At 67.5% G+C, this 23,356-nt stretch carries 24 protein-coding genes and 1 pseudogene; 15 read left to right on the forward strand and 10 right to left on the reverse strand.

Annotation, left to right across the window (positions count from 1 at the left end; translation table 11 throughout):
* Nucleotides 1–23: 23 nt before the first annotated feature.
* Nucleotides 24–1,466: a WS/DGAT/MGAT family O-acyltransferase gene (locus tag BTO20_RS35070; protein WP_087080911.1), complete on the reverse strand. Its 1,443-nt coding sequence runs from the start codon at nt 1,464–1,466 to the stop codon at nt 24–26.
* A gap of 24 nt (nt 1,467–1,490) precedes the next feature.
* On the reverse strand, nt 1,491–2,714 hold the full coding sequence (locus BTO20_RS35075) for an alpha/beta hydrolase (protein ID WP_198344183.1): 1,224 nt from the start codon (nt 2,712–2,714) through the stop codon (nt 1,491–1,493).
* A gap of 123 nt (nt 2,715–2,837) precedes the next feature.
* Between BTO20_RS35075 and BTO20_RS35080 the strand changes: the two genes are divergently transcribed.
* Nucleotides 2,838–5,036: an acyl-CoA dehydrogenase gene (locus BTO20_RS35080; RefSeq protein WP_087080913.1), complete on the forward strand. Its 2,199-nt coding sequence runs from the start codon at nt 2,838–2,840 to the stop codon at nt 5,034–5,036.
* Nucleotides 5,037–5,171: 135 nt separating this feature from the next.
* Nucleotides 5,172–5,522 (forward strand): HNH endonuclease, encoded by a 351-nt coding sequence (locus tag BTO20_RS35085; RefSeq protein WP_087080915.1) that lies wholly within the window; start codon nt 5,172–5,174, stop codon nt 5,520–5,522.
* 78 nt (nt 5,523–5,600) lie between these two features.
* On the opposite strand, the pseudogene BTO20_RS35090 reads toward BTO20_RS35085, so the two are convergent.
* The 6 genes and pseudogenes from BTO20_RS35090 to BTO20_RS35115 all read right to left on the reverse strand — a co-directional run bounded on the left by BTO20_RS35090 (nt 5,601) and on the right by BTO20_RS35115 (nt 11,334).
* Nucleotides 5,601–6,379, reverse strand: a pseudogene (locus BTO20_RS35090) (ABC transporter permease).
* The gene (locus BTO20_RS35095; RefSeq protein ID WP_087080917.1) at nt 6,354–7,244 is read right to left on the reverse strand and encodes a 2-aminoethylphosphonate ABC transporter permease subunit; all 891 of its coding nucleotides are present in this window, start codon (nt 7,242–7,244) and stop codon (nt 6,354–6,356) included. The pseudogene BTO20_RS35090 and the gene BTO20_RS35095 overlap by 26 nt, the downstream one beginning before the upstream one ends.
* On the reverse strand, nt 7,241–8,413 hold the full coding sequence (locus BTO20_RS35100) for an ABC transporter ATP-binding protein (protein ID WP_087080919.1): 1,173 nt from the start codon (nt 8,411–8,413) through the stop codon (nt 7,241–7,243). Before BTO20_RS35100 ends, BTO20_RS35095 begins: the two co-directional genes overlap by 4 nt.
* Before the next feature lie 31 nt (nt 8,414–8,444).
* A complete protein-coding gene (locus tag BTO20_RS35105) occupies nt 8,445–9,491 on the reverse strand; it encodes a 2-aminoethylphosphonate ABC transporter substrate-binding protein (protein ID WP_087080921.1) in 1,047 nt (348 codons plus the stop codon).
* 15 nt (nt 9,492–9,506) lie between these two features.
* Complete coding sequence (locus BTO20_RS35110; protein WP_087080924.1) at nt 9,507–10,205, reverse strand: phosphonatase-like hydrolase; 699 nt, start codon at nt 10,203–10,205, stop codon at nt 9,507–9,509.
* 13 nt (nt 10,206–10,218) lie between these two features.
* The gene (locus BTO20_RS35115; RefSeq protein WP_198344184.1) at nt 10,219–11,334 is read right to left on the reverse strand and encodes a TIGR03364 family FAD-dependent oxidoreductase; all 1,116 of its coding nucleotides are present in this window, start codon (nt 11,332–11,334) and stop codon (nt 10,219–10,221) included.
* A gap of 109 nt (nt 11,335–11,443) precedes the next feature.
* Here BTO20_RS35115 and BTO20_RS35120 point away from each other — a divergent pair, with 109 nt between their 5' ends.
* From BTO20_RS35120 to BTO20_RS35130, 3 genes are all read left to right on the forward strand, one after another.
* Nucleotides 11,444–11,962: an HD family phosphohydrolase gene (locus BTO20_RS35120; RefSeq protein ID WP_087080926.1), complete on the forward strand. Its 519-nt coding sequence runs from the start codon at nt 11,444–11,446 to the stop codon at nt 11,960–11,962.
* A 66-nt stretch (nt 11,963–12,028) separates the two neighbouring features.
* Nucleotides 12,029–12,676 carry a GntR family transcriptional regulator gene (locus tag BTO20_RS35125; protein WP_087083148.1) on the forward strand — a complete coding sequence of 216 codons (648 nt, stop codon included), beginning with the start codon at nt 12,029–12,031 and terminating at the stop codon, nt 12,674–12,676.
* 33 nt (nt 12,677–12,709) lie between these two features.
* Complete coding sequence (locus BTO20_RS35130; protein WP_232490963.1) at nt 12,710–13,612, forward strand: alpha/beta hydrolase; 903 nt, start codon at nt 12,710–12,712, stop codon at nt 13,610–13,612.
* Here BTO20_RS35130 and BTO20_RS35135 read toward each other — a convergent pair.
* Together BTO20_RS35135 and BTO20_RS35140 are read right to left on the reverse strand one after the other, a co-directional pair.
* Nucleotides 13,550–13,843: a hypothetical protein gene (locus BTO20_RS35135; protein ID WP_198344185.1), complete on the reverse strand. Its 294-nt coding sequence runs from the start codon at nt 13,841–13,843 to the stop codon at nt 13,550–13,552. The two genes, BTO20_RS35130 and BTO20_RS35135, sit on opposite strands and share 63 nt — an antisense overlap.
* A gap of 4 nt (nt 13,844–13,847) precedes the next feature.
* Complete coding sequence (locus BTO20_RS35140) at nt 13,848–15,383, reverse strand: APC family permease (protein ID WP_087080928.1); 1,536 nt, start codon at nt 15,381–15,383, stop codon at nt 13,848–13,850.
* Nucleotides 15,384–15,568: 185 nt separating this feature from the next.
* On the opposite strand from BTO20_RS35140, the gene BTO20_RS35145 reads away from it, so the two are divergent.
* Genes BTO20_RS35145 through BTO20_RS35190 form a run of 10 tightly spaced genes read left to right on the forward strand, consistent with a single transcriptional unit; the run spans nt 15,569 to nt 23,346 of the window.
* Complete coding sequence (locus BTO20_RS35145) at nt 15,569–16,849, forward strand: class-III pyridoxal-phosphate-dependent aminotransferase (RefSeq protein ID WP_087080930.1); 1,281 nt, start codon at nt 15,569–15,571, stop codon at nt 16,847–16,849.
* Nucleotides 16,846–18,393, forward strand: a complete 1,548-nt coding sequence (locus tag BTO20_RS35150; RefSeq protein ID WP_087080932.1) for an aldehyde dehydrogenase family protein — start codon at nt 16,846–16,848, stop codon at nt 18,391–18,393. The genes BTO20_RS35145 and BTO20_RS35150 overlap by 4 nt, the downstream gene beginning before the upstream one ends.
* Before the next feature lie 4 nt (nt 18,394–18,397).
* Complete coding sequence (locus BTO20_RS35155) at nt 18,398–19,003, forward strand: BMC domain-containing protein (RefSeq protein WP_083165203.1); 606 nt, start codon at nt 18,398–18,400, stop codon at nt 19,001–19,003.
* A complete protein-coding gene (locus BTO20_RS35160) occupies nt 19,000–19,530 on the forward strand; it encodes a hypothetical protein (protein WP_087080934.1) in 531 nt (176 codons plus the stop codon). The genes BTO20_RS35155 and BTO20_RS35160 overlap by 4 nt, the downstream gene beginning before the upstream one ends.
* Nucleotides 19,527–19,778, forward strand: coding sequence for a EutN/CcmL family microcompartment protein (locus BTO20_RS35165; RefSeq protein WP_087080936.1), 252 nt, complete (start codon nt 19,527–19,529; stop codon nt 19,776–19,778). Before BTO20_RS35160 ends, BTO20_RS35165 begins: the two co-directional genes overlap by 4 nt.
* Nucleotides 19,779–19,790: 12 nt before the next feature.
* Nucleotides 19,791–20,072, forward strand: a complete 282-nt coding sequence (locus tag BTO20_RS35170) for a BMC domain-containing protein (RefSeq protein WP_029373255.1) — start codon at nt 19,791–19,793, stop codon at nt 20,070–20,072.
* Between the two features lie 2 nt (nt 20,073–20,074).
* Entirely contained in the window at nt 20,075–20,737 is a 663-nt protein-coding gene (locus tag BTO20_RS35175) for a microcompartment protein (RefSeq protein WP_087080938.1), read from the forward strand.
* A complete protein-coding gene (locus BTO20_RS35180) occupies nt 20,738–21,733 on the forward strand; it encodes a phosphotransferase enzyme family protein (RefSeq protein WP_087080940.1) in 996 nt (331 codons plus the stop codon). It abuts the gene before it with no gap.
* A gap of 18 nt (nt 21,734–21,751) precedes the next feature.
* Entirely contained in the window at nt 21,752–22,531 is a 780-nt protein-coding gene (gene fabG / locus BTO20_RS35185; protein WP_087080942.1) for a 3-oxoacyl-ACP reductase FabG, read from the forward strand.
* A gap of 50 nt (nt 22,532–22,581) precedes the next feature.
* Nucleotides 22,582–23,346, forward strand: coding sequence for a GntR family transcriptional regulator (locus BTO20_RS35190; RefSeq protein ID WP_087080944.1), 765 nt, complete (start codon nt 22,582–22,584; stop codon nt 23,344–23,346).
* Nucleotides 23,347–23,356 lie beyond the last annotated feature (10 nt).

The raw sequence follows: 23,356 nt of genomic DNA on the forward strand, positions 1-23,356 counted from the left end.
CCCGGAGACCGGCCGCGCCCCTGCTATTGCGGCATGGCCGACTCGACCACCGTCAGCGTGTCCGGCAATCCCGCCACCCGCCGGATGCTGCCGAACTCCGCGAGCATCGCGTCGGTCACCTCGTGCGGATCCTTGACGGTGGCGTCATCGGCGAGCACCGAAATGTTGAGTTGGTCGACATAGCTCCACACGGTGATGTTCAGGCCGCTGCCGGCCGTGATGGGCCCCACCGAGTAGATCTCGGTGACGGTGGCACCGCCGACCTTGCCGCGTTCGCGCGGGCCCGGAACGTTGGAGATGTTGAGGTTGAGCACCTTGTTCTGGCCGTCCTTGGCGGACAACCGCTTGAACGCCGCCTCCACCGGCGCCGGCGGCATGTACGCCGCCCAGCGGGCGACCAGTTCGGGGCCGACCAGTTGATGGCTTTCCTTTGCCAGATTCGCCGCTTCGCGCGCGCGGCGGATCCGCTCGGCTGGGTCGTCGACGTCGACCGGCAGCGCGACCAGCACACCACTGAACCGGTTGCCGGAAATCCGGTCCGGGGAGAAGTCGAAACTCATCGGGACCGAGGCCAGCAACGGATGGTCGGCCTTGCCGTCATAGCGCAGCAACAGTGTCCGCAACGCACCCGAGGACATGGACAGCACCAGGTCGTTGATGGTCACGCCGAGGGCCTTGCTGGTTTCCTTGACGTCGGTCAGCGCCAGCGTCGCCGTCGCGAACAACCGCTTCGGGCCGAGCACGTGGTTGATGAAGCTCGGTGGCGGGGTGAACGGGCGGGTGAGCTCCGGAGACAGCTTGCGGTGACTGCGTCGCACCCGCCCGATGCCCTCGGCGGTGTAGCGCACCGTCGCGGGCAACCGCCCGATCTGGCGCAGGTGGTCACGGAACGCCGAACGCACCAGCTCGCCCTTGGACGGAGCCGGATCGGTGGCATAGGAATCCCGGTCCCGCTGTGGTCCCTGCTGCAGATCCATGCCGCGGGCCATGAGATTCGCCGACGCGACGCCGTCGGCCAGCGCGTGGTGCACCTTGCCGACGACGGCGATCCGCGGACCCGCGCTGTCGGCACCTCCTCCGTCGGCAAGGCCTTCGACGAAATACATCTCCCACAGCGGGCGGCTGCGGTCCAGCGGGGTACTGGCGATCTCGCCGATGGCGGCGTCCAGTTCGCGACGGCCACCCGGGGCGGGCAGCCGCCACGGCCGGATGTGGTAATCGAGGTCGACGTCGCAGTTCTCCCGCCACATGGGGTGGTGGAACTTGAACGGGATGTCGACCAGCTGGTAGCGGAACGGATCGAGCTTGTAGAGCCGGCTGTGGATCACTTGCCGGAACTCGTCGATGCCGAAGGTGCGGTCGCCGAGGTCGTCCAACGCGATGACCGCGATCTTCAACGTGTGCATGTGCACGTTGGGCGTTTCGGTGTACAGCAGGAACGCGTCCCACCCACTCAACCGCTTCACTTCTGCCCTCCCGTGTGGAGGCGTCTATATAACCGCTTTGGCCCGTTCAAGCATCCGATTTCGGTGAATTTGGTTGAGGAACAGCCCGATTGCGGTCGCGATGGAGCCGGTGCGGGCCCCGTCGGTCATATCGAAGGCATGCCCGGCACCGGGCAATTCGATATAGCTGACGGGTGACTGGGATACGGCCTTGAGCCGGTCGACGAAAACGCGGGCCTGTTCGACCGGGATGACGCTGTCGCCGGTGCCGTGCACGACCAGGAACGGCGGGGCGTCGCGGTGGATCTGCGCCATGGGCGATGCCAGTCGGTAGATCTCCGGGTGCCGGTCGATGCGGCGGCCGACGACAACGCGTTCGAGGAAGTTGACGAAGCGCACCCGCTCCTCGGTGGACCGGTCCTCCCAGTCGTAGCGACCGTAGATGCCGACGACCGCGTCCACGGAGGTGTCCGAGCCGTCGGGCAGCGCGCCCTGCAGCTCAGGGTGGTTGGGAGTGAGCCCGGCCAGCGCAGCCAGGTGCCCGCCCGCCGAACACCCCGCCACGGCGACGAAGCCGCGATCGCCGCCGAACTTGTCGACGTTGGCCCTGGCCCAGGCGATCGCGGCCTTGACGTCAGTGATGTGCCGCGGCCAACGGTGATGCGGCGCCACCCGGTAATCGATGGACAGGCACACCCAGCCGCGCTGCGCGAGGTGCGACATCAGGGCGTAGCCCTGCAACATCCGACTGCCGTGCACCCAGGCGCCACCGGGGACGAACAGCAGCACCGGCGCCGGCTCGCTGGGCAGATGCTTGGGCCGCCACACGTCGAGCAGTTGAGTCGGGCTGTCGCCGTAGCGCACCGAGGTCCGGTACACGTCACGGCGGTACTCCAGCGAGTTGCACAGCGGCGGCATGGGCCGCTGGGCCGGCCAGTCGATGTCGAGATCGGCGGGGGTGACCACACCCCGCAGTGCCGCCTGGGCGATCGAGTTGGTCATGCCCCGCTCCGCCTTGCGTACCTGGGCATTTCCCGGGGCCAGACGAGATTTCGCGGACGAGGTGAGGAAGTCGGGCATGTGGCGGAAGCCCCAGACACCCATCGCGGCTATCGCGCCGAGTGGTTCCAGGTGCTTGCCGACGATCGGCAACGAGGCCGACGCCACGGTCCAGGCCAGCACGTGGTCGGCCGGCGTCGCGCGCAGCAACCAACGAGCCCGGCTGGCAAGGCTGGGTCCGCGGTGCCGGTCGTCCGGTCGTGCCGTCATTTCGCGAGCGTACCGCGCACCGACAGATGCCAGGCGACAACTTCGCCAAGTTGTACAGTGGATGTCGAACTGTGACCTGGATCACCTATACGTCGGGCGCTCACGCCGTTAGCTTCGCTAAACATGGGTAAGTCAGCTCTGGCCATCACCGAAGAACACCAAGACCTCGCCGAATCGGCCCTCGGGCAGCTGTCGCGGCTCGGCAGCCGCGCCGCGGCCCGCGCCAGCCTCGCCACCCCGGGTAGCTACCCCGACGAAATCTGGTCGGCGGCAGTCGATCTCGGATGGAACGGGCTCGCCGTCGCCGAAGAACACGAAGGGTTGGGTTTCGGGCTTCCCGAGTTGGCCGTGGTCGTCGAGGTCGCCGGCCGCGAGCTGATGCCCGGACCGTTTCTGCCCACCGTCGCCGCGGCGGTGGTGATCGATCGCCTTGCCCCCGAATCGATTCGGGCCCAATTACTTCCGGGGCTGGCAAGTGGCTCGTCCGTTGGGGCGCTCGGGCTGGCCGGCACGGTGAGCATCGGCACGGACGGCGCGCTCGGCGGCTCGGCCGCCGCCGTGCTGGGCGCGCCCGACGCGCACGTGCTGGTGCTCACCGCGGGAGACGACCTCGTCATCGTCGACGCCACCGCCGACGGTGTCACGGTGACAGCCGAGGACGGGCTCGATCCCACCCGCAGCATCGGCACCGTCACACTGCGTGCTGTCACGGTCGCCGATGACCGGGTGATCCGCGGCGCTGCACGCTTGGCACGCACGGTGTTTCGCATCCTGGCCGGTGCCGAGGCGGTCGGCGTGGCGTGGGCGGCGCTGGACATGGCGGTGGAGTACGCCAAGGTGCGCGAACAGTTCGGCCGCACCATCGGCACGTTCCAGGCCGTCAAACACCACGCGGCCAACATGCTGGTGGCCGCCGAACAGACCACCGCCTCAGTGTGGGATGCCGCGCGCGCCAACGATCTCGACGGAGCCTGGTTCGCGGCAGCCGTCGCCGCCGCACACGCCGCCCGCGCGGTGGTCTTCAACGCGGAGTACAACATTCAGTTGCACGGCGGTATCGCGTTCACCTGGGAACACGATGCACACCTGTACCTGCGCCGGGCCCGGACGCTCGCCGCGCTGCTCACCGAGGGCGCCGACCCATTGCTCGACGTCGTCGACGCGCAGCGCACCGGCCGGGCGCACGGCGCGTCGTTCACGCTCCCCGCAGAAGCGGAAGTGCACCGCAAGGCCGCCGCCGAGGCTGCCGCGGCGGTGCGGGCCCTGCCCGCCGAGCAGCGTCGCGACTATCTCGTCGACTCCGGCTATCTCGTGCCGCATTGGCCCGCGCCCTGGGGTCGTGGAGCAGATGTGTTGGAGCAGTTGGTGATCGAGGAGGAGTTCGCCTCGGAGGGCAGGAGCGCAGCGACCGGGGAATCAGGGCCAGTCGAGCGGGCCGACATGGGGATCACCGGATGGGTGACGCTGACCATCGCGCAGGCCGGCACCGACGATCAACGCGAACGCTGGGTGGAGCCGGTGCTGCGCGGACACGTCATGTGGTGCCAGCTGTTCTCCGAACCGGGCGCCGGATCCGATGCCGCGGCGGTGCGGACCGCGGCGAAGAAGGTGGACGGCGGCTGGCGGGTCACCGGCCAGAAGGTGTGGACCAGCCTGGCTCAGCACTGCCAGTGGGGCCTGGCCACCGTGCGCACCGACCCCGACGCACCCAAGCACGCGGGCGTGACGATGATGGCGATCGACATGAAATCACCCGGGGTCAAGGTGAATCCGCTGCAAGGACTGACCGGTGACGCTCATTTCAACGAGGTCTTCTTCGACGACGTGTTCGTGCCCGACGAGAATGTGGTGGGCGACGTGAACAAGGGCTGGCTGGTCGCGCGGGCGACACTGGGCAACGAACGCATCTCGATCGGGGGAGGCTCAGCGGCGCCGACCGGATTCAGCGCCGACGATCTCGTCGCCATGCTCGACGCGTCGCCCGCCGGGGCCGGCTACGCACGGCGCGCCGGAGAGGTAATCGCCATCGGTCACACCCTGCGGCTGCTGAACCTGCGACGGGTATCGCGCGCTATCGCCGGTGCCGAGCCAGGCCCGGAGGGCAACGTGACCAAGCTCCTGGTGGCCGAGCATTCGCAACGGTTGACCGAACTCGGCATGGATTTGGCCGGCACCGCCGCGGTCTCCGGAGCCACCCGCAAGCTGACCCGCGCCTACCTGGGCAACCGGGCGATGACGATCGCCGGCGGAACCTCCGAGATCACCCGCAACACCATCGCCGAGCGGATCCTCGGCCTGCCCCGTGACCCGCTGCTGAAGTAGTTCTCGGGTTGACCCCGCGAGCACTCCCCTTGCCCGCGCGCACTCCCCTTGCCCCGCGAGCGTGCGCGTCTGTTGCCCGACACGCCGTGTTCCACCGGCAGTTCACGCACGCTCGCGGCGCCTACGCTCAACCGCATGGCGGTCAGTCGAACTCGTCGGGCCCGGGCGGCCCGCAAGCGCAAGCGCCGCATGGACAGCGTCGTCAACGACCTGACCGACGAGCAGTGGACCGCGATCAAGCTTGCCTGGAGCGGATGCGCTTACTGCGGCGCGACCGGCACGACGTTGCAGCGAGATTGCGTCATGGCCATCTCCCGTGGCGGCCGGTACACCATCGACAACGTCGTACCGGCGTGCGCGTCATGCAATGCGAGCAAATGCAATGACGAGGTGACCGGCTGGATGCGGCGTAAGCGGCTCGACGAACGCCTCTTCTTGACGCGCTACGTCGAGATTCGGGCGGCGTTGACGGCTTCCGCACCCTGAGCGCCCGGCGAGCGTGCGCAAAGTGCTGCTGAAGTGCCGCGTGTCGGGCAACAGACACGCACGCTCGCGGTGCAAAGGCTAACGCAGGGCGGCGCGGCCCTTGATGCGGCCGAGGATCACCAGGGCCAGCAGGGTGACGAGCAGCAGAATCGTGGTGCACGCGGCGGCCTGGAACGCCTGACCGCGGTCGGTAAGACCGAAGATGGTGACCGGCAGGGTCTTCCACGTTGCCGGGTAAGCTCACCCATCGACAGTGCGACCGCCAATCCGGCCGCGGCTCCCAACGAGGGCAGCAGCAACGGCAACGTCACGCGGGTCAGCACCCGAACAGGGCCGGCACCAAGGGATTCCGCGGCCTGCCGGTAGGCCGGGTCGAGCCGGTCCAGTGCCGCCGAGACGGCACTGAACGCGAAGGCCAGCACCAGCACAGTGTGCGCGAGGATCACGATCCACCGCGTGCCGCCGAGCAGCAGCGGGCGGGAGTTGAACGCGATGAGCAGCCCGAGGCCGATGGCCACCGACGGCACGGCGATCGGTAGATGAAACACGGCGTCGGTGAATTTCCGTAGCCACGACGGGCACTCCCGCGCCGCGAGCGCTGCCCAGGTTCCCAGCACCAGCGCGATCGCCCCGGCCACGAAGGCGGTCTGCAGGCTCACCGACAGGCTGGCCAGGTTCTCCCCGGACAGCGCATCCTGAAAATGGCCGAAGCCCAGGTTCGACGGCAGCGCCGATGTCCACGTACCGGCCAGACCCGCCAGCACCACGGTGGCCAGCGGCGCCACGAACACCACGAGCACGACGAGGCCGAAGACGGCCAGCAGAAGAGCTCTAGTTCGCCTGTTCCACAGCAGCATCGGCCACGCCCCTTCCGGTTGTGATGCGGGCGAACATGATTCGGTACCCCGCGTACAGGCCCAGTGACAGCACGACCTGCACGGTCGCGATGACCGCGGCACCGGGCAGGTCGAAGGTGACGATGCCGCGCGTGTAGATCAGCACCGGCAGCGTGATGACGCCCTTGGCGCCGGTGAACAACACGATGCCGAACTCGTTGAGCGTCAACAGCAGAGCCAGGCTGCCGCCGGCTACCAGCGCGGGCCAGGCCTCCGGCAGGATCACCGATCGCAGTACCCGCAGGGGCGTGGCGCCCAGGCTGGCCGCCACGTCGAGCTGCGCGCGCGGTACCAATGCGAAAGCCGCCAGCAGTGGCCGCACCACGAACGGCGTGAAGAACGTGATCTCGGCGGCAACCACACCGGCCGGCGTGTAGAGGAAGTTGAGCACCGCAGTATCACCGCCGGTGACGCCGAGGATCGCGGCGTTGACCGCACCCGCGGTGCCGTACAGGAACGTGAAGGCCAGGGTGATGAGAAACGACGGCAGCGACAGCACGGTGTCGATCAGCCGGCCCACCAGCTGCGAACCGGGAAACGGCACGAACGCCAGCACGATCGCCACGAAGGTGCCCAGGATCAGGCAACCGACCGTCGACGTCACCGCGATGGCGACGGTGCGCCACAACGCATCCCGGAACACCGCCGAGCCCAGCACCTCGGCCCAGATGCCCGCGTCGGCCGACTCACCGAGCACCCGCAGCAGCGGATAGAGCGCGATCAGCAGCACCACCAGCACTGGCGGCAGCACCCACAGCGCCGCCCGGGACCGCGGCGCGGCGGCCCGGTCGGGGGCTTCTGCGACGTGCTCGTCGAGGAGCGTCACGCGGCGGCCTGCACGAGCACCCCGGCCGGCTCCGGAATTCGGACGCCGACCTCACTGCCCACCTCGAATTGCGCGTGGCCGGGTACGTCCAGTTCGACGAGGCAGTCAGGAAGCCCGTTGACCGACACGACAAGACGCGTCGTGGCGCCCCGCCACACCGCGGATTTCACCTCGGCCCGCATGGCGTCGCGGTTACCCAGCGACACCAATTGCAGGGCGTGCGGCCGGATACACAACAGCGCGGAAGACCCCGGCGCCCAGTCGATCTTGCCGACGGCCGGCTGGGGCGCCTCGGCGCTGACAGTGCGGTTGGCGACGGTCACCAGCGCCGAGGTTCCGATGACCCGGCCCACCGTGCACGGAATCAGGTTGGCGCCGCCGAGGAACGCCGCCGTGAAGCTGGTAGGTGGGCGTTTCCACAGGTTTTCGGCGGTGTCGACGTCCATCAGCCGGGCGTTGTTCATCACCACGATCCGGTCGGCCAGCGCCAGCGCCTCGGCCTGATCGTGGGTGACGTAGAGCATCGCGGTGTCCGGCAGCGACTCCTTGAGCTGCTGCAGTTCGGCAAGCATCGACTGCCGCAGTTGCGCGTCGAGGGCCGCGAGCGGCTCGTCGAGCAGCAGTACCCTGGGTCGGATCGCCAGCGCCCGGGCGATCGCGATGCGCTGCTGCTGCCCACCGGAAAGCTCACGGGGCAAACGTTTCCCGTAGGCAGCCATGCCGACCTTGTCCAGGGCTTCGGCCACCCGGACCCCGATCTCGGCGCGCGGAACCCGGTGCGCCTTCAAGCCGAACGCGATGTTCTCGGCCACCCGCATGTGCGGGAACAGCGCATAGGACTGCAGCACCACGCCGATGCCACGTTTGGCCGGTGGCAGGTCGGTGATGTCGCGCCCGGCCAACCGCACGCTGCCCGACGTGGGCCGCACGAACCCGGCGAGCGCACCCAGCGCCGTCGACTTGCCCGAGCCACTGGGCCCCAGCAGTGCCACCGTCTCACCGCCGGCCACGCGCAGGTTGAAGTCGATCAGGGCCTGCGTCACACGTTTACCGCGCCCGTAGCGCACACCCACGCGGTCGAAAGTGATCGCCGGCGTGACGGGTTCGCGCTCCTCATCGCGCTTCTGCGGAGCCGACGACTTCGGCCTGCCCACTCCGATCTCGGTCATGTCGGCTCCTCGCGCAAGCGCTTGTCGGTCATCAGTTGCCTGTGGCTTTCTGATAGGCCGCCAGATCGGCGTCGAGCCCGGCCAGCACCGCGTTCCAGTCCGGCACCCACACGTCGACTCCCTCGAGCACGCTCGCTGGCGTATTCGGTTGCGGTGCACCATTGGTGGCGAGGTTCTCGCGCACCGGGATGCCCAGCGCACCGGTGGCGACGGTCTTCTGCACGCCGTCGGTGAGCAGGTAGCTCAGGAGCTTCTTGGCGTTGTCGGCATGCGGAGCGCCCTTGGTGACGCCGGCGACGTAGGGCAGCGACACCGTGGTGCGTTTGCCGTCGTGCGCGGGGATGAAGATGTTGAAGGTCGACTTGTCGTCCTTGATGGAGCCGAGGTTCATCTGCACGTCGCCGTTGGCGACCAGCAGTTCGCCGTTGCTGACCTTGGGTTGCAGCTTGCCGGTCGACGACGACGGCCCGACGTTGTTGGCCTGCAGTTTGGCCAGGTAGTCGAGCGCACCGTCGCGGCCGCGCAGGTGCTGCAGCAGCACGAGCACCGCGGTGCCGTCGCCGGCCTGCCCCGGCGTCGAGTACTGCAGTTTGCCCTTGAATCGCGGGTCGAGCAGATCGTCCCAGCCCGCCGGAGCAGGTTTGACGGACGGATTGGCGATGAAGCTCAGCGCGTTGTTCACGATGGGCACATACCTGCCGTCAGGTCCGACCTGCCCGGCCGCGATACCGGTGCTGTCGACTCCGCTGGGCACGAGAAGCCCTGTCTTGTCGGCCTTCTGGATGAAGGGCGGCAGCGTCACCAGCAGATCGGCCTGCGGACTGGACTGCTCCTTCTCCACGCGCGAGACCACCTCACCGGAGCCCGCCTCGACCAGGTTCACCGCTATACCGGTGTCCTTGGTGAACGCGTCGAAGGTCGATTTGTACCAGGAGCCCAGGCCATCGGCGCTGTAGACGGTGATGGCGCTGGCCGCACCGGAGCCAATCGTTCCGGTGCCGCCGCAGGCCGCGCTCAACATTGCGGTGAGTGCGACCGCCGCGATTGCCGTCGCGCGCAGTAGATGTCGTGTCTTCATGGGTTCCTTCTCTGATCAGCCAAGCAACAACAGGTCGGCGAAGTCGGTGACGGAGCCGACCACGTGGGTGGCCCCGGCGGCGCGCAGTTGCTCTTCGGAATGCGCACCGGTGAGGGTGCCTGCGGCGATGGCAGCGCCTGCGCGCAGGGCACTTTCGATGTCGTTGGCGGTATCGCCGAGGACCGCGACGTTCTCGACGGCATCGGCCTGCAGCCGGATCAACGCGGTCAGGATCAGGTCCGGGTGCGGACGCCCGCGCACGCCGGGTTCCGGCGCGAGCACCAGATCGGCCAGATCCTGCCAGCCGAGCGCGGAGAGCAACTTGCCCTGCGTGACGCCGCTGAACCCGGTGGTCAGCGCAACCTTGATGCCGGCCTGGCGCAACTCGGTGATCGCCTCGGCCGCACCGTCGATGGGCTCCGCCCGGCCGGCGGCGATCAACTTGGCGTAGGCCTTCTCGAATTCGGCGTTGGCGCGTCGCGCGAGATCCTCGGTGCCGAACAGGGCCCGGAAGACCTCGATCTTGGACTGCCCCATGGTGTCGAGCACGTACTCTCGGGCCCGGTCCCGTTCGGGTCCGGCCGCGGGAAGTCCGACGGCGGTGGCCGCCGAATCGAATGCGCTGACCACCAGCCCGTCGTCGGACACCGTGGTACCTGCCATATCGATGACGGCAAGCTGGATGTCGTCGAGTTGTATGTCATTGGTAGACATGGGTTTTCCTCACTCAGAATCCGATGAGATCGGCGGTCTGCTCGGCGATGGCGGGCCCGAGCGTCATCCCGCGTCCCCCCGGACCGGTGATCACCCACACGTCGTCCTCGGGTTCGGCCCGGCACACCAGCTGATGCGGGTCGACGCATTGGCTGTACACCCCGGCCCAGCGTTGCCGGATCGGGGGCAGGGTGCGGCCGAGGAACTCCTCGACGACGTTCACGAGGTAGTCGTAGGGCGGTTCGTGCACGTCGAACCCGAACGGTTCGTCGTATTCATGGGTGTCGCCGATGGTCAGGCCGCCGTGCAGGCGCTGCACACACAGCAGCTGCATGTGCGCCGCCTCGGCGACAGGATGCTGAGCCTCGTTGGTGCGCAACGTGTCCAGCGCGGCACCGGCGAAGGCCGGGTAATAGCGGAAGCTGTCGGCATCGGCGATGGCGGTGGTCAGGGTCTCGCCGAGCGGCTCGGTCTGCATCATCTGCAACCGCACCCGCCGCACCGGGAGGTTGCCCGCCAGTTCGCGGACCAGCCCGCCGTGCGCGGCCCCCGCACACACCAGCACCAGATCGGCCTCGTAGCGGTTGCCGTGGTCGTCGCGCACGGTGCGGTTGTCGACCCCGCGAGCCTCGACGCCCGGCACGAATTCGTAGCGGCCGGTTGCGGACAGGTAGTCGCGGAGGGCCGGTAATGCCTGGCGGGACTCGACCGCCGCGTCGAGCGCGCAATGCAGCCCGCCGAGGAATTCGCCTCGCAGCGCGGGGTTGAGCGCGCGCACTTCACCAGGTTCCAGCAGGGTGAAGCCGCGGTGACACGCGTCCGCGCCCTCGGCGGCCTCGTGCGCGACGGCCAGTTCGGCGGGGGTACGCAGCAGCGTGATGGAACCGGACGGCCGGAAGCCGATCCCGGGGATGTCGGCGGCGAGCTTCTCCCACAGCTCGCGCGAGCGCAGCGCGGCCTCCAGTTCACCGGTCGAGCGCCCCGAAACCCAGACCAGGCCGAAGTTGCGCACCGACGCACCCCGGGCCTCGGCTTCGCGCTCCAGGTGTACGACCTGATGACCGCGACTCACCGCTTCGACGGCGTGCGCGGTGCCGAGAATCCCCCCACCGATGATCGTCACGCGCATGGTTGATGACCATCGCTGCTGATCACGACGGGCTCCGGTCCTGCGGGTGTTGCGGCGCCGAACACCAGGTTAAGAACTGGTATAGACCAAACGGGGTTACACTGTCGGCATGCGAGAGGTCGCCGAGATCGGCCGCGTGCTGCATTCCCTGCGCGGGGTATGGGACGAGGAAGCCGTCGACGAATTGGATCACGCTCTACAGTCCGCGGCCCGCGCCGTCGACGACGGTGCCGACGATGAGCTGGTGCTCGCCGCCGCGCTGCACGATCTGGCCCACAGTCCGCTGTTCGAGCACCATGCGGGCGTCGAACAGCACGACTGCTTCGCGCGGGACTGGCTGACGCCGAGGTTCGGCGAGCGCGTCGGCTGGCTCGCGGGCGCGCACGTGGCAGCCAAGCGCTACCTGGCCGCGACCGACCCGGACTACACACTCTCGGATGTATCGGCGCTGTCGCTGCAGCATCAAGGCGGGGCGGGCGTGGATGCGACGTACGTCGGACACCCCTGGTGGCCCGACGCGCTTCGGCTGCGGCGTTACGACGACGCGGCCAAGGATCCACAAGGCCGCGGCGCCACCGTCGACGACGTGCTGGCGGTCGCCGAACGGGTTGTGCGGCAAGGTAACTGACCGGTGACAGGCCCGCAGCCGAAGCCGCTGCCGAAGCCCTACGTGATCCGCACCGCGCTCGACACCATGCTGGCCGATCTCGCCGAGGGCGACCCGGTGCCCGCCGAACGCGAGCTGGCCGTCCAGTTCGGGGTGGCCCGCGAAACCGTCCGGCAGGCCCTGCACGAACTGCTCGTGGCCGGGCGCATCGAACGACGCGGGCGCGGCACCGTGGTGTCGCGACCCAAACTCACCCAGCCGCTGGGATTGCAGTCCTACACCGAGGGCGCGCTGGCGGTGGGGCGCACCCCCGGGCGGTTGGCGGTGACCACCGAGATCGTCGGCGCCACCACCGAACTCGCGGCGGGCCTCGCGATCCCGGTCGGCGCCCCGGTGCTGCACCTGGAGCGGGTCCTGCTCGCCGACGATCAGCGCATCGGCCTGGAGAGCACATACCTCTCATCGGACCGCTTCACCGGCCTGGCGACCACCTTCGACCCCACCACATCGCTCTATGCGGCGATCCGGGCCACGGGCGTGCGGTTCGGCTCGGCCACCGAACGCATCGAGACTGCCCTGGCGTCACCGCGGGAAGCCGAGCTGCTCGAATCCACCACCGCGATGCCGATGCTGCTGCTCAACCGCCGTTCGCTGGATACGCAGGGGGTGCCGATCGAGCTGGTGCGGGCGCTCTACCGCGGGGACCGGATCGCGTTCGAGACGGTACTGACCTAACCGCTAGCCAAGCTAAGTGGTAGACACAATGGTGTGCCGTCCGCCACCTCGTTTCATCCCGACCTGGCCCGCCTGGCGCGGTTCGTGCCGCGCAGCCTCGTCACCCGCACGACGCTGCCGGTCATGCAGAAGCTCACCGAATGGCACGGCCGGACCGCCCCGGACGACGTCGAGGTGCTGACGCTCGCCTCGGGCGCCGGGGTGCGTTTGTTCCGGCCGACGGGTGTCACGACCACCCCGGGACCTGCGGTGTTGTGGATTCACGGCGGCGGCTACGTCATCGGCAGCCCCGCGCAGGACGACGCGCTGTGCCGCCGCTTCGCCGCCGAACTGGGCATCACCGTCGCGGCGGTGAAGTACCGCCTGGCACCGCAACATCCGTACCCGGCCGGGCTCGAGGACTGCTATTCGGCACTGGCCTGGTTGGCGACGCTACCGGCGGTTGATCCCACGCGGGTGGCGGTCGCCGGCGCCAGTGCGGGCGGCGGGTTGGCCGCCGCGCTCGCGCTGCTGGCGCGTGATCGCGGTGAAATACCGCTTGCGGCACAGATTCTGGTGTATCCCATGCTCGACGACCGCACGGCCGGCCGCGAGTTCGACCACCCGGGCCACCGGCTGTGGACGCAGGGCAGTAACCGGTTCGGCTGGTCGGCCTACCTCGGTGACGCAGACCCGGCGGCCGCCGTGCCGGCCCGCCGGCCGGATCTGTCGGGCCTGCCGCCCGCGTGGATCGGCGTCGGCACCCTCGACCTGTTCCACGACGAGGACGTCAGGTACGCGAAGCGGCTGCGCGACGCCGGGGTGCCCTGCAAGCTGGAGATCGTGGACGGCGCCTTTCACGGATTCGATCAGCTGGCGCCGAAGTCCGCGGTGTCACGCGATTTCATCGCCAGCCAGATCGCAGCTCTGCGAACGGCTTTCAGCATCGGACACTGACTGCCCGGTGCGTTGCCTTCTCAGGTGAACGCAGGCCCGCTGCAGCAGACACCGGTCGGCGTTGGGCAGCGCACGGACGCGCGGCAGCAGCCCCGCCACGATATTGGCGAACCGCCCGCCCAGTTGCTCGGCCGTCATCCCGAACTGCAGCCAGACATCGTCCTCGCGTGGACCCCCGTAGGGAGCCCACGCGAGGACGAACTGCAGCACGCCACGCTCGAACGTGTCCACGGCGTCAGTCTCGAACGACGGTGTCCTCGAACACGATCCGGCCGATCAGCTCATAGCGGCGCGGATCACGCAACTTGAAGTAGGTGGCCAGGGCGGCGCCGAACACGAACAGCCCCACCACGATCCATGGAGTCAGCTTGAACAGCAGGGTGCCCGACGCGGTACCGGCTGCCGCATCCTTGTGCTCCCAGAGCAGCCACACCACGTAGAGCATGCCGATGCCGCCGAGCCCGGGGGCGATAAGCGTCTTGAACCAGTGCTTGGACACCGGATGGTTCTTGCGCAGGTGGAAGTAGCTGATCACGGAGAACGCACACAGCGACTGCACGATCAGGATCGCCATGGTGCCGAGGATGGCCAGCAGCGAATACATGTGGACGTAAGGATCCATACCCGCGAACAGGAACGCCAGGATGATCACCAGGGCGACACCGGTCTGCACGAACGACGCGATGTGCGGCGAGCCGTGCTTGGAATGCGTTGCGCCGAGGGTCTTCTGCAGCCCCTTGGACAGACCCTCCCGGCCCAGCGCGTAGAGGTATCGCGACGCGCAGTTGTGGAACGCCATGCCGCACGCGAACGAACCGGTGACCAGCAGGATGTTGAAGACGGTGATCGCCCATTCGCCGTAATAGCCACGCACCGGGCCGAAGAAGATCTCCGACGCGGTGTCGGCACTCTGAGCAAGTTCGACGGATTTCTGCGGGCCGGTGCCCGCGATGGCCATCCACGACACGAACACGTAGAACACGCCGACACCGAGGACGCTGAGCATGGTAGCGCGCGGGATGATCCGCTTGGGGTCGCGCGATTCCTCGCCGTACATCGCCGTCGACTCGAACCCGACCCACGACCAGAACGCGAAGAACAAGCCCAAACCCGCACTGGCACCAGCAATTCCGGCGGCAGGCGTGAACGCGCCCGCAGGGTTGAGCGTCTGGCTGACCGCGAAGCCCTCGGGACCGCCACCGTGGATCAGCACCGCCACCGCGCCGAGTGCCAACATGACGATCTCGGTCACCAGGAACACGCCGAGCACCTTGGCGGTCAGGTTGACGTCGAAGTAGGTCAGGATCGCGTTGGCCGTCAGCATGAGCAGGGCCGGGATGATCCAGTGAATGTGGATGCCCAGCTGCGACTGCATCAGGTTCTGAAAGAAGAACGAAAAGATGCCGATGAGCGATGGCTCGAACACCACGTAGGCCATGGTGATCAAGCCGCCGCTGGCCATCCCGACGATACGGCCGAGGCCGTGCGAGATGTAGCCGTAGAACGCACCGGTGGTGGTGATGTGCTTGGCCATGGTGGCGTAGCCGACGGCAAACAGGCCGAGGACCACGGTGGCTACGATGTAGCCCGCCGGAGCGTGTGAACCATTTCCGGCACCGACAGCGATCGGGACGTTACCGACCATTGCGGTGATGGGGGCGGCGGTGGCCACCGCCATGAAGATCACGCCGATGGTGCCGACGGCGTTACGTTTCAAGCGTTGTACATCATGAGCTGCGTTTTCAGTCTTCGTGACAGCTTGTTCGGTCATCTACCGGCTTACCTTCCAGGCTTATGATGAAGGCTCGATGTGGCCTGGGCCACAGTACGAACTGTACGTATATTGGCACTACCAAAACCCATTGGCAAGGGTTCGCTTGATCCATTGACAGAAATGGTTGCGACCATTTACGGTGTGGGGCATCACAGCTACCAGGTAGCTCAAGAGGGAGCCGCATGTACGACTACGGCACGTTCACGTTCGAATCCAAAGCCGAAGTGCTGGACAAGGCGAAGACGTTCTGGAATCCAGACAAGACGCAGTTCTGGACCGACACCGGTGTCGATCTGGTCATCGACCGCCGCGAGGGTTACTTCCTGTGGGACATGGAGGGGCGTCGTCTCATCGACATGCACCTCAACGGCGGGACCTACAACCTGGGTCACCGCAATCCCGAAGTGATGCAAGCGATTACCGAAGGCATGCAGCACTTCGACGTCGGCAACCACCACTTCCCGTCGGTGGCCCGCACCGCCCTGGCGCAGCGCTTGGTCGAGACCGCGCCGGCGTCGATCAAGAAGGTCGCGTTCGGGTCGGGTGGCGGCGAGGCCATCGACATCGCGCTCAAGAGCGCCCGGCATGCCACCAAGCGCCGCAAGATCGTCTCGATCGTCAAGGCCTACCACGGCCACACCGGCCTGGCGGTGGCCACCGGAGACGACCGGTTCGCCAAGTTCTTCCTGGCCGACCAGCCCGACGAGTTCCTGCAGGTGCCGTTCAACGACATCGGTGCCATGGAGAAGGTGCTGGCCTCCGGTGACATCGCCGCGGTGATCATGGAGACCATCCCGGCGACCTACGGATTCCCCCTTCCCGCACCGGGTTACCTCGAAGCGGTCAAGGCCGCGACCGAGAAGTACGGCACGCTCTACATCGCCGACGAGGTGCAGACCGGTCTGATGCGCACCGGTGAACTATGGGGCATCACCAAACACGGCATCGAACCCGACATCCTGGTGACGGGCAAAGGATTGTCCGGCGGCATGTACCCGATCACGGCGGCCCTGCTCGGCGATCGCGCCGCGCAGTGGCTCAACGAGGACGGTTTCGGCCACATCTCCACCTTCGGTGGCGCCGAACTCGGCTGCGTCGCCGCCATCAAGACGCTGGAGATCTGCACCCGCCCCGAGGTGCGCTCGATGGTCCACTACATCTCCGACATCTTCGACCACGGCCTGCAGCGCATCCAGGCCGACCATCCGGACTGGTTCGTCGGCATCCGGCAGAACGGCGTGGTGATCGGACTGGAATTCGACCATCCCGAGGGTGCCAAGTTCGTCATGCGCGAGCTCTATCAGCTCGGAGTGTGGGCGATCTTCTCGACACTGGATCCCCGTGTGCTGCAATTCAAACCGGGTCTGCTGCTGTCCCGCGAACTGTGTGAGGACGTGCTGGACCGCCTCGCCGTAGCGGTGGCAAGGGCAAAGACCGCTGCGAAGGGACTTAAGGCGTCATGACTAACGTTGCGCAGGCCGGCCACATGCTCGAGCGGGCCCGCTGGGCCGCCGCGGCGTACGCCGACTACGACGCGGCCGCGGTGAACACGATCGTCAACGCCGTGGCCGAGGCCGGCTACGCCGAGGCTGAACGGTTCGCCACCGAGGCGGTCGCCGAGACCGGTATGGGCGTGGCGGCCGACAAAGTGACCAAGAACCGGGCCTGCTCGCGGGGCATCGTCGACTACTACCGAGACCAGGACTATGTCTCGCCGCGGCTCGATGAGGCGCGCAAGATCGTCGAGCTGCCCCGGCCTGCGGGGGTGGTGCTGGCGTTGACGCCGACCACCAATCCCGTTGCCACGGTGTACTTCAAGGTGATCCTGGCACTGATGACCCGCAACGCCGTCGTCGTCGCTCCGCACCCGCGGGCCAAGCGGTGCTCGGCCGACGCCGCGCGGGTGCTCGCCGAGGCCGCCGTCGCCGCCGGCGCACCCGAGGGCATCGTGCAGGTGGTCGACGAGCCGTCCATCCCGCTGGTTCAAGCCCTGATGGCCGACGAGCGCACCGACGTCATCGTGGCCACGGGTGGAACCGGCGTCGTCCGCGCCGCGTACTCGTCGGGCAACCCGGCACTGGGCGTCGGGCCGGGCAACGTCCCGGTCTTCGTCGACGCCAGCGCCGACATCAACGCCGCGGCCAAGCGCATCGTCGACAGCAAGGCGTTCGACAACTCGGTGCTGTGCACCAACGAATCGGTGCTCATCGTCGAGGACGCCGTCGCCGACAAGCTGCGCTCGGCACTGACCCGCGCCGGGGCCCACATCCTCGACGAAGACGGCGCTCGACGCCTGCGGGCCTACATGTTCGCCGACGGCCACCTCAACACCGATGTGGTGGGCCGCGACGCCGCATGGATCGCCGGGCAGGCCGGGCTGCGGGTGACACCGAAGACCCGGGTACTCATCGCGCCGTTCGACGACGTCATCGCAGAAGAGATGCTGGCCCACGAGAAGCTCTCCCCCGTGCTGGGCATGACCACCGCGGCCGACGCCGCCCGCGGTATCCGCGCCGCGCGCGCCGTGGTGCGGATCGGCGGAGCCGGACATTCGGCCGCCATCCATAGCGAAAACCCGGCCGTGATCAGCGATTTCGCGGCGCAGGTGCCGGTGCTGCGGGTTTCGGTCAACGTCGGCAATTCGACGGGCAGCTCCGGGCTGGACACCAACCTGGCGCCGTCGATGACCATCGGCACCGGGTTCGTCGGACGCAGTTCGATCGGGGAAAACCTGCAGCCGCAGAACCTGATCAACTGGGCCCGCATCGCCTACAACAGCGAACCGGGCGTGGTGATGGGCAATTTCGCCGGCATCAACCCGTGGCACTCGCCTGCCGGGCAGGTGCCGCAGTATCCGCGCGCATCCAATGACCGTGACGGCGTTGCGGTGCCACCGCGGCGGTCTTACGCGACGCCGAACCGGGCGTCGGATGCAGGGCTGGACGCGCTGCGAGCCGAATTGCGCGCGCTGGTCATCGAAGAACTCGCACAACTGATCAAGAGGTAGGGCTGTGGCTGAACTGCGTTCGTTCATCTTCATCGACCGGCTGCAACCGCAGACCATGTCGTACCTGGGCACCTGGATCAAAGGTGCGCTGCCGCGGGCCAACCAGGCCGCGCAGATCATCGAGGTGGCTCCCGGCCTCGACATCGAGGGCGTCACCGATGTCGCCCTCAAGCATGCCGAGGTCAAGGCCGGAATCCTGGTGGTAGAGCGGCAATTCGGATATCTGGAGTTCCACGGGGAGACCGGAGCGGTGAAGGCCGCCGCCGATGCCGCGCTCGATGAGCTGGGCGCCACGTTGGACAGCGCGGTGCGGCCGAATGTGCTGGCCTCGCGCATCATCTCCAGCGTCGACCACCAGCACGCGTTCCTGATCAACCGCAACAAGATCGGGTCGATGGTGCTGCCGGGCGAGTCGCTGTTCGTCCTGGAGGTCGCCCCGGCGTCGTACGCGATCCTGGCCACCAACGAGGCCGAGAAGGCCGCCGACATCAAGGTGGTCGACTTCCGGATGATCGGCGCGACCGGCCGGGTGTATCTCTCCGGTACCGAGGCCGATGTGCGTCAGGCCGCCGAGGCCGCCCAGGATGCGCTGGCAAGGGCCACTGCATGAACATCAACCGTGACGATCTCCGCGCCCTCGTCAGAGAGGTGGTGCGCGAAGCGGTTTCGGGTCTCAAACCCACCCCGCCTCCGGGGACTGCGGCTGTATTGTCGGCACCGCCGACGGTGGCTGTCCCCTCGCCTCCGGCCCCGGCCCCACCCGTCGCGACGGTGGCCGATCAGCTGGGTCTCGACCCCACCGGACCGCGCGCCGTCGATGGCAAGAACCGGATCGAAACCGTGCGGCTGTCCAAGGACTCCGACCTGGACGCCTTCGTACGAAAGTTGCTGCGGCTGTTCGAAAGCCCGAAGACCCGCGCCGATCTGAAAGCCGGCCGGCTGAGCTTCCGGCTGGCAGGCAGCGCGGCACCGGCCGGCGGCGCGACGCACCGGATCGACAGCGGCGCGGTCACCGAACGCCACATCGCGGACCTGGCCGGAGGCACCCTGATCCTGGGCCGCCGCGCCGTGCTCACCCCGTTGGCCAGGGAAAAGGCTCGATCCCTGGGCATTACGATCACCAAGGAGCGCAAATGATTTCAGCGACTGTCACCGGGAACGTCTGGGCGACGCGCCGCATCGAAGGCATCCCGGCCGGTGCCTTCCTCGAGGTCGAGGTGGACGGCACCGGGTCCCGGTTGATCGCGTTCGACGTCCTCGGCACCGGTGTCGGTGAGCACGTCCTCGTCGCTCAGGGCTCCGTGGCCTCGGGCTGGTTCACCGGTACGCCACCCCCGGTAGACGCACTCATCATCGGATCCATCGATTCCAACCCCAACAAATAAGGAGATATCCCCATGTCCAGCAATGCAATCGGACTGATCGAGACCAAGGGCTTCGTCGCTGCGCTGGCCGCTGCCGACGCCATGGTGAAGGCCGCCAATGTCACCATCACCGATCGGCAGCAGGTCGGCGACGGGCTGGTCGCCGTCATCGTCACCGGTGAGGTCGGCGCGGTCAAGGCAGCCACCGAGGCGGGCGCCGAGACGGCATCGCAGGTCGGTGAGCTGGTCAGCGTCCACGTCATCCCGCGGCCGCACAACGAGCTCGGCGCGCACTTCTCGGTGTCCAGCAAGTAGCCATGCCGACGCAAGCAGACGAGAGCACGCGGATCCGCACCCAGATCCGCGTCTACCTGCTGGTCGAAGACCTGCAGCGGCAGTTCGCCGCCTATCTGGGTACGCCGACCCGCGCCCGCGGCTACCCGCCGTACGAGGGCGAGCACGCGCTGATCGTCGAGGTGTCCCCCGCCTTGGCCATCGAGCGCGTGATCGACCTGGCCTTGCGCGAGGTTCCCGGTATCCAGCCCGGAATCCTCTATGTGGAGCGGCAATTCGGGGTACTGGAGATCCACTCCGCCAACCTCGAAGATGTGCAGCGGGCGGGCGAGGCGATTCTGGCCGGCACCGGCAACTCGGCGTCCGATCAGCTGCGGCCCCGGGTGCTCTACCACGACATCATCGAGGACATCACCGATCAGCACGCGGTGATCCTCAACCGCAATCGGCAGGCCTCGATGATCCTGCCCGGTCAGTCGCTGCTGGTCTACGAAATGACCCCGGCGCTTTTCGCGGCCGTCGCGGCCAATGAGGCCGAACGGGCCGCGCCCGGGCTTACCGTGGTGGACGTACAAATGATCGGCGCTGCCGGTCGGCTGTACATCGGTGGCAGTGTCGCGGACGTGACGGCGGCCCGTGATCGCATCACGACAGTGTTGGCGGGAATTGAAGGACAGGACCACTAGATGGTTATCACCGACGAGATCGATGTCGCCCAACTCGCCCTGCGCCAGTACGACATCGGGCCCAACGCGACGTTGCGGCTACTGAATCTGTCCGAGAACGCCACGTATCTCGTCGAGGATGCCGAAACCCGGTCGATTCTGCGCGTGCACCGGCGGGATTACCACCGGTCCCACGAGATCGAATCGGAGCTGGACTGGCTGGCGGCGCTGCGGGCTGACAGTGACGTCACAGTGCCGACCGTGCTGCCTGCCACCGACGGACGTCGCGTGGTCACCGTCAATGTCGACGGGACTCCCAGGTACGCCGTGCATTTCGACATGGTCGCCGGCGCGGAGCCCGACGAGAACGCCCTGACGATGGAGGACTTCCACACCTTGGGCCGGATCACCGCTGCGCTGCACGAGCATTCGCATCGGTGGGCGCGTCCCGCCGGGTTCGATCGGTTCTCCTGGGACTGGGAGCACAGCCTGGGTGCTCAGCCTCGGTGGGGACGCTGGCAGGACGCCGAGGGTGTGGGACCGTCGGAGCGCGACGTCCTCGAGCGGGCCCAGACGCTGCTGCACACGCGTCTGGAGGCGTACGGAACCGGGCCGGACCGGTTCGGGCTCATCCACGCCGACTTGAGGTTGGCCAATCTGCTGGTCGATTCCGCCGGAACCGAGTCGTCCAAGATCACCGTCATCGATTTCGATGATTGTGGATTCGGCTGGTATTTCTACGATTTCGGTACCGCCGTATCGTTCATCGAAGATGATCCGGCGCTGCCCGAATGGCAGGAGTCGTGGGTGAGCGGCTACCGCAGCCGCCGCGAACTGCCTGCCACCGATGAAGACATGCTCGCATCGTTCGTACTGTTGCGCAGGCTGCTGCTGTTGGCTTGGATGGGCAGCCACAGCCATTCCAGGGAATCGGCCACCAAAGCGATCAGCTACGCCGCGGGAAGTTGTGAACTTGCCGAACGGTATCTGCGCTCCGACGGCCACACTCTGACCTGACTCACAAAGGATCCCAACATGTTCGCATCGCTTCAGGGCCGCTCGGCCATCGTCACCGGCGGCAGCAAGGGTATCGGCCGAGGCATCGCCGAAACGTTCGCCAACGCCGGGGTCAACGTACTGATCACCGGTCGCAGCCAGGCCGACCTCGACAAGGCCGTAGCCGATCTGTCCGCTGCGCCGGGCAAGGTCAGCGGGCTCAGCGCCGACGTCTCCAGCCCCGAGGACGCACGCCGCGTAGTGGCCGAGGCAGTCGAGCGGCACGGCGGCCTGGACATCGTGTGCGCCAACGCGGGGATCTTCCCGTCCGGACGGCTGGAGGACCTGACCCCCGAATCCATCGAAGAGGTGCTGGCCGTCAACTTCAAGGGCACCGTCTACATCGTGCAGGCCGCGCTCGCGGCGCTGACCGCCAGCGGTCACGGCCGCGTGGTGATCACATCGTCCATCACCGGCCCGATCACCGGATACCCCGGTTGGTCGCACTACGGTGCCTCCAAGGCTGCCCAGCTGGGCTTCCTGCGTACCGCGGCCATGGAATTGGCGCCCAAGCAGATCACCATCAACGCCGTGCTGCCCGGCAACATCATCACCGAGGGCCTCGGTGAAATGGGCCAGGAATACCTCGACCAAATGGCCTCCGCAGTACCCGCGGGTCGGTTGGGTTCGGTGGCCGACATCGGCAACGCCGCGCTGTTCTTCGCCACCGACGAAGCCGCCTACATCACCGGTCAATCGCTGGTGGTCGACGGTGGCCAGATTCTGCCCGAGTCGCATCTGGCTATCGCCGAACTCTGATACCCCAAACGGCTAGAATTGGCTGTACCAAAAATGGAGAGGGGTCCGGGGTGGCAGCGCAGAGCGAGGAGTTGCGGCGACGCATAGTCGCCGACATCAACGCGGGTACCCCGGGCGCCAAATTGGGCAGTGAACGCGACCTCGCCGAACGCTACGGCACCAGCCGCTCCAGCCTCCGCCAAGTGCTTGCCGCGCTGGAGGAGGCGGGGCTGGTCCACCGGGTGATCGGGCGGGCCGGCGGCATCTTCATCAGCCACGGTCAGGTCGAACGGAACCTGTCCGACGTCGTCGGGGTGCCCGCATTTCTGACCAGTCAGGGCTACATCGCCGGGACCCGGGTGCTGTCCACCCGCATCACCACCCCCGACCAGGCCACCCAAACCGCGCTGCGCCTCAATGACGGTGAGTACGTCGTCGAGATCCAGCGCATCCGGCTGGCCGACGGCTCCCCGTTCTCCCTGGAGCACGCCCAGTTCCCCGCCGACGCCTTCCCGGGACTGCTGGAACAGCAACTCGGCGGCTCGCTCTACGAAATCCTGGAAACCCGATACGGTTTGGTGACCGGCCGGGCCGACGAGCGGATCGAAGCCGTCAACGCCACCAGCAGCGAAGCCACCCTGCTCGGCATCAAACCGAAGGCCGCCCTGCTGCTGATCACGCGGGTCACCTATGACCAGAACGGTATCCCCTGCGAGTTCTCCCGCGACCTGTTCCGCGGCGACCGGACCGCGCTGGCCGTCACGGCGCAGGGGCGCGGTATCGCCCGATCGGAAGCCAACACCGCATCGGTGACACTGCAGCGCCAGGCCGTTTGAGCACCGGCAT

This window comes from Mycobacterium dioxanotrophicus (assembly GCF_002157835.1).
In the GTDB taxonomy this organism is placed as follows: Bacteria; Actinomycetota; Actinomycetes; order Mycobacteriales; family Mycobacteriaceae; genus Mycobacterium; species Mycobacterium dioxanotrophicus.

Excerpts from the sequence above, each read along its gene's own strand:
- BTO20_RS35110 (WP_087080924.1), bottom strand. The coding sequence starts at position 10,205 with ATGTCTACCAATGACATACAACTCGACGACATCCAGCTTGCCGTCATC.
- BTO20_RS35100 (WP_087080919.1), bottom strand. The coding sequence starts at position 8,413 with ATGACCGAGATCGGAGTGGGCAGGCCGAAGTCGTCGGCTCCGCAGAAG.
- BTO20_RS35175 (WP_087080938.1), top strand. The coding sequence starts at position 20,075 with ATGCCGACGCAAGCAGACGAGAGCACGCGGATCCGCACCCAGATCCGC.
- BTO20_RS35085 (WP_087080915.1), top strand. The coding sequence starts at position 5,172 with ATGGCGGTCAGTCGAACTCGTCGGGCCCGGGCGGCCCGCAAGCGCAAG.
- BTO20_RS35160 (WP_087080934.1), top strand. The coding sequence starts at position 19,000 with ATGAACATCAACCGTGACGATCTCCGCGCCCTCGTCAGAGAGGTGGTG.
- BTO20_RS35115 (WP_198344184.1), bottom strand. The coding sequence starts at position 11,334 with ATGCGCGTGACGATCATCGGTGGGGGGATTCTCGGCACCGCGCACGCC.
- BTO20_RS35075 (WP_198344183.1), bottom strand. The coding sequence starts at position 2,714 with ATGACGGCACGACCGGACGACCGGCACCGCGGACCCAGCCTTGCCAGC.
- BTO20_RS35125 (WP_087083148.1), top strand. The coding sequence starts at position 12,029 with ATGCTGGCCGATCTCGCCGAGGGCGACCCGGTGCCCGCCGAACGCGAG.
- BTO20_RS35140 (WP_087080928.1), bottom strand. The coding sequence starts at position 15,383 with ATGACCGAACAAGCTGTCACGAAGACTGAAAACGCAGCTCATGATGTA.
- BTO20_RS35165 (WP_087080936.1), top strand. The coding sequence starts at position 19,527 with ATGATTTCAGCGACTGTCACCGGGAACGTCTGGGCGACGCGCCGCATC.
- BTO20_RS35145 (WP_087080930.1), top strand. The coding sequence starts at position 15,569 with ATGTACGACTACGGCACGTTCACGTTCGAATCCAAAGCCGAAGTGCTG.
- BTO20_RS35180 (WP_087080940.1), top strand. The coding sequence starts at position 20,738 with ATGGTTATCACCGACGAGATCGATGTCGCCCAACTCGCCCTGCGCCAG.
- BTO20_RS35150 (WP_087080932.1), top strand. The coding sequence starts at position 16,846 with ATGACTAACGTTGCGCAGGCCGGCCACATGCTCGAGCGGGCCCGCTGG.
- fabG (WP_087080942.1), top strand. The coding sequence starts at position 21,752 with ATGTTCGCATCGCTTCAGGGCCGCTCGGCCATCGTCACCGGCGGCAGC.
- BTO20_RS35080 (WP_087080913.1), top strand. The coding sequence starts at position 2,838 with ATGGGTAAGTCAGCTCTGGCCATCACCGAAGAACACCAAGACCTCGCC.
- BTO20_RS35170 (WP_029373255.1), top strand. The coding sequence starts at position 19,791 with ATGTCCAGCAATGCAATCGGACTGATCGAGACCAAGGGCTTCGTCGCT.
- BTO20_RS35105 (WP_087080921.1), bottom strand. The coding sequence starts at position 9,491 with ATGAAGACACGACATCTACTGCGCGCGACGGCAATCGCGGCGGTCGCA.
- BTO20_RS35120 (WP_087080926.1), top strand. The coding sequence starts at position 11,444 with ATGCGAGAGGTCGCCGAGATCGGCCGCGTGCTGCATTCCCTGCGCGGG.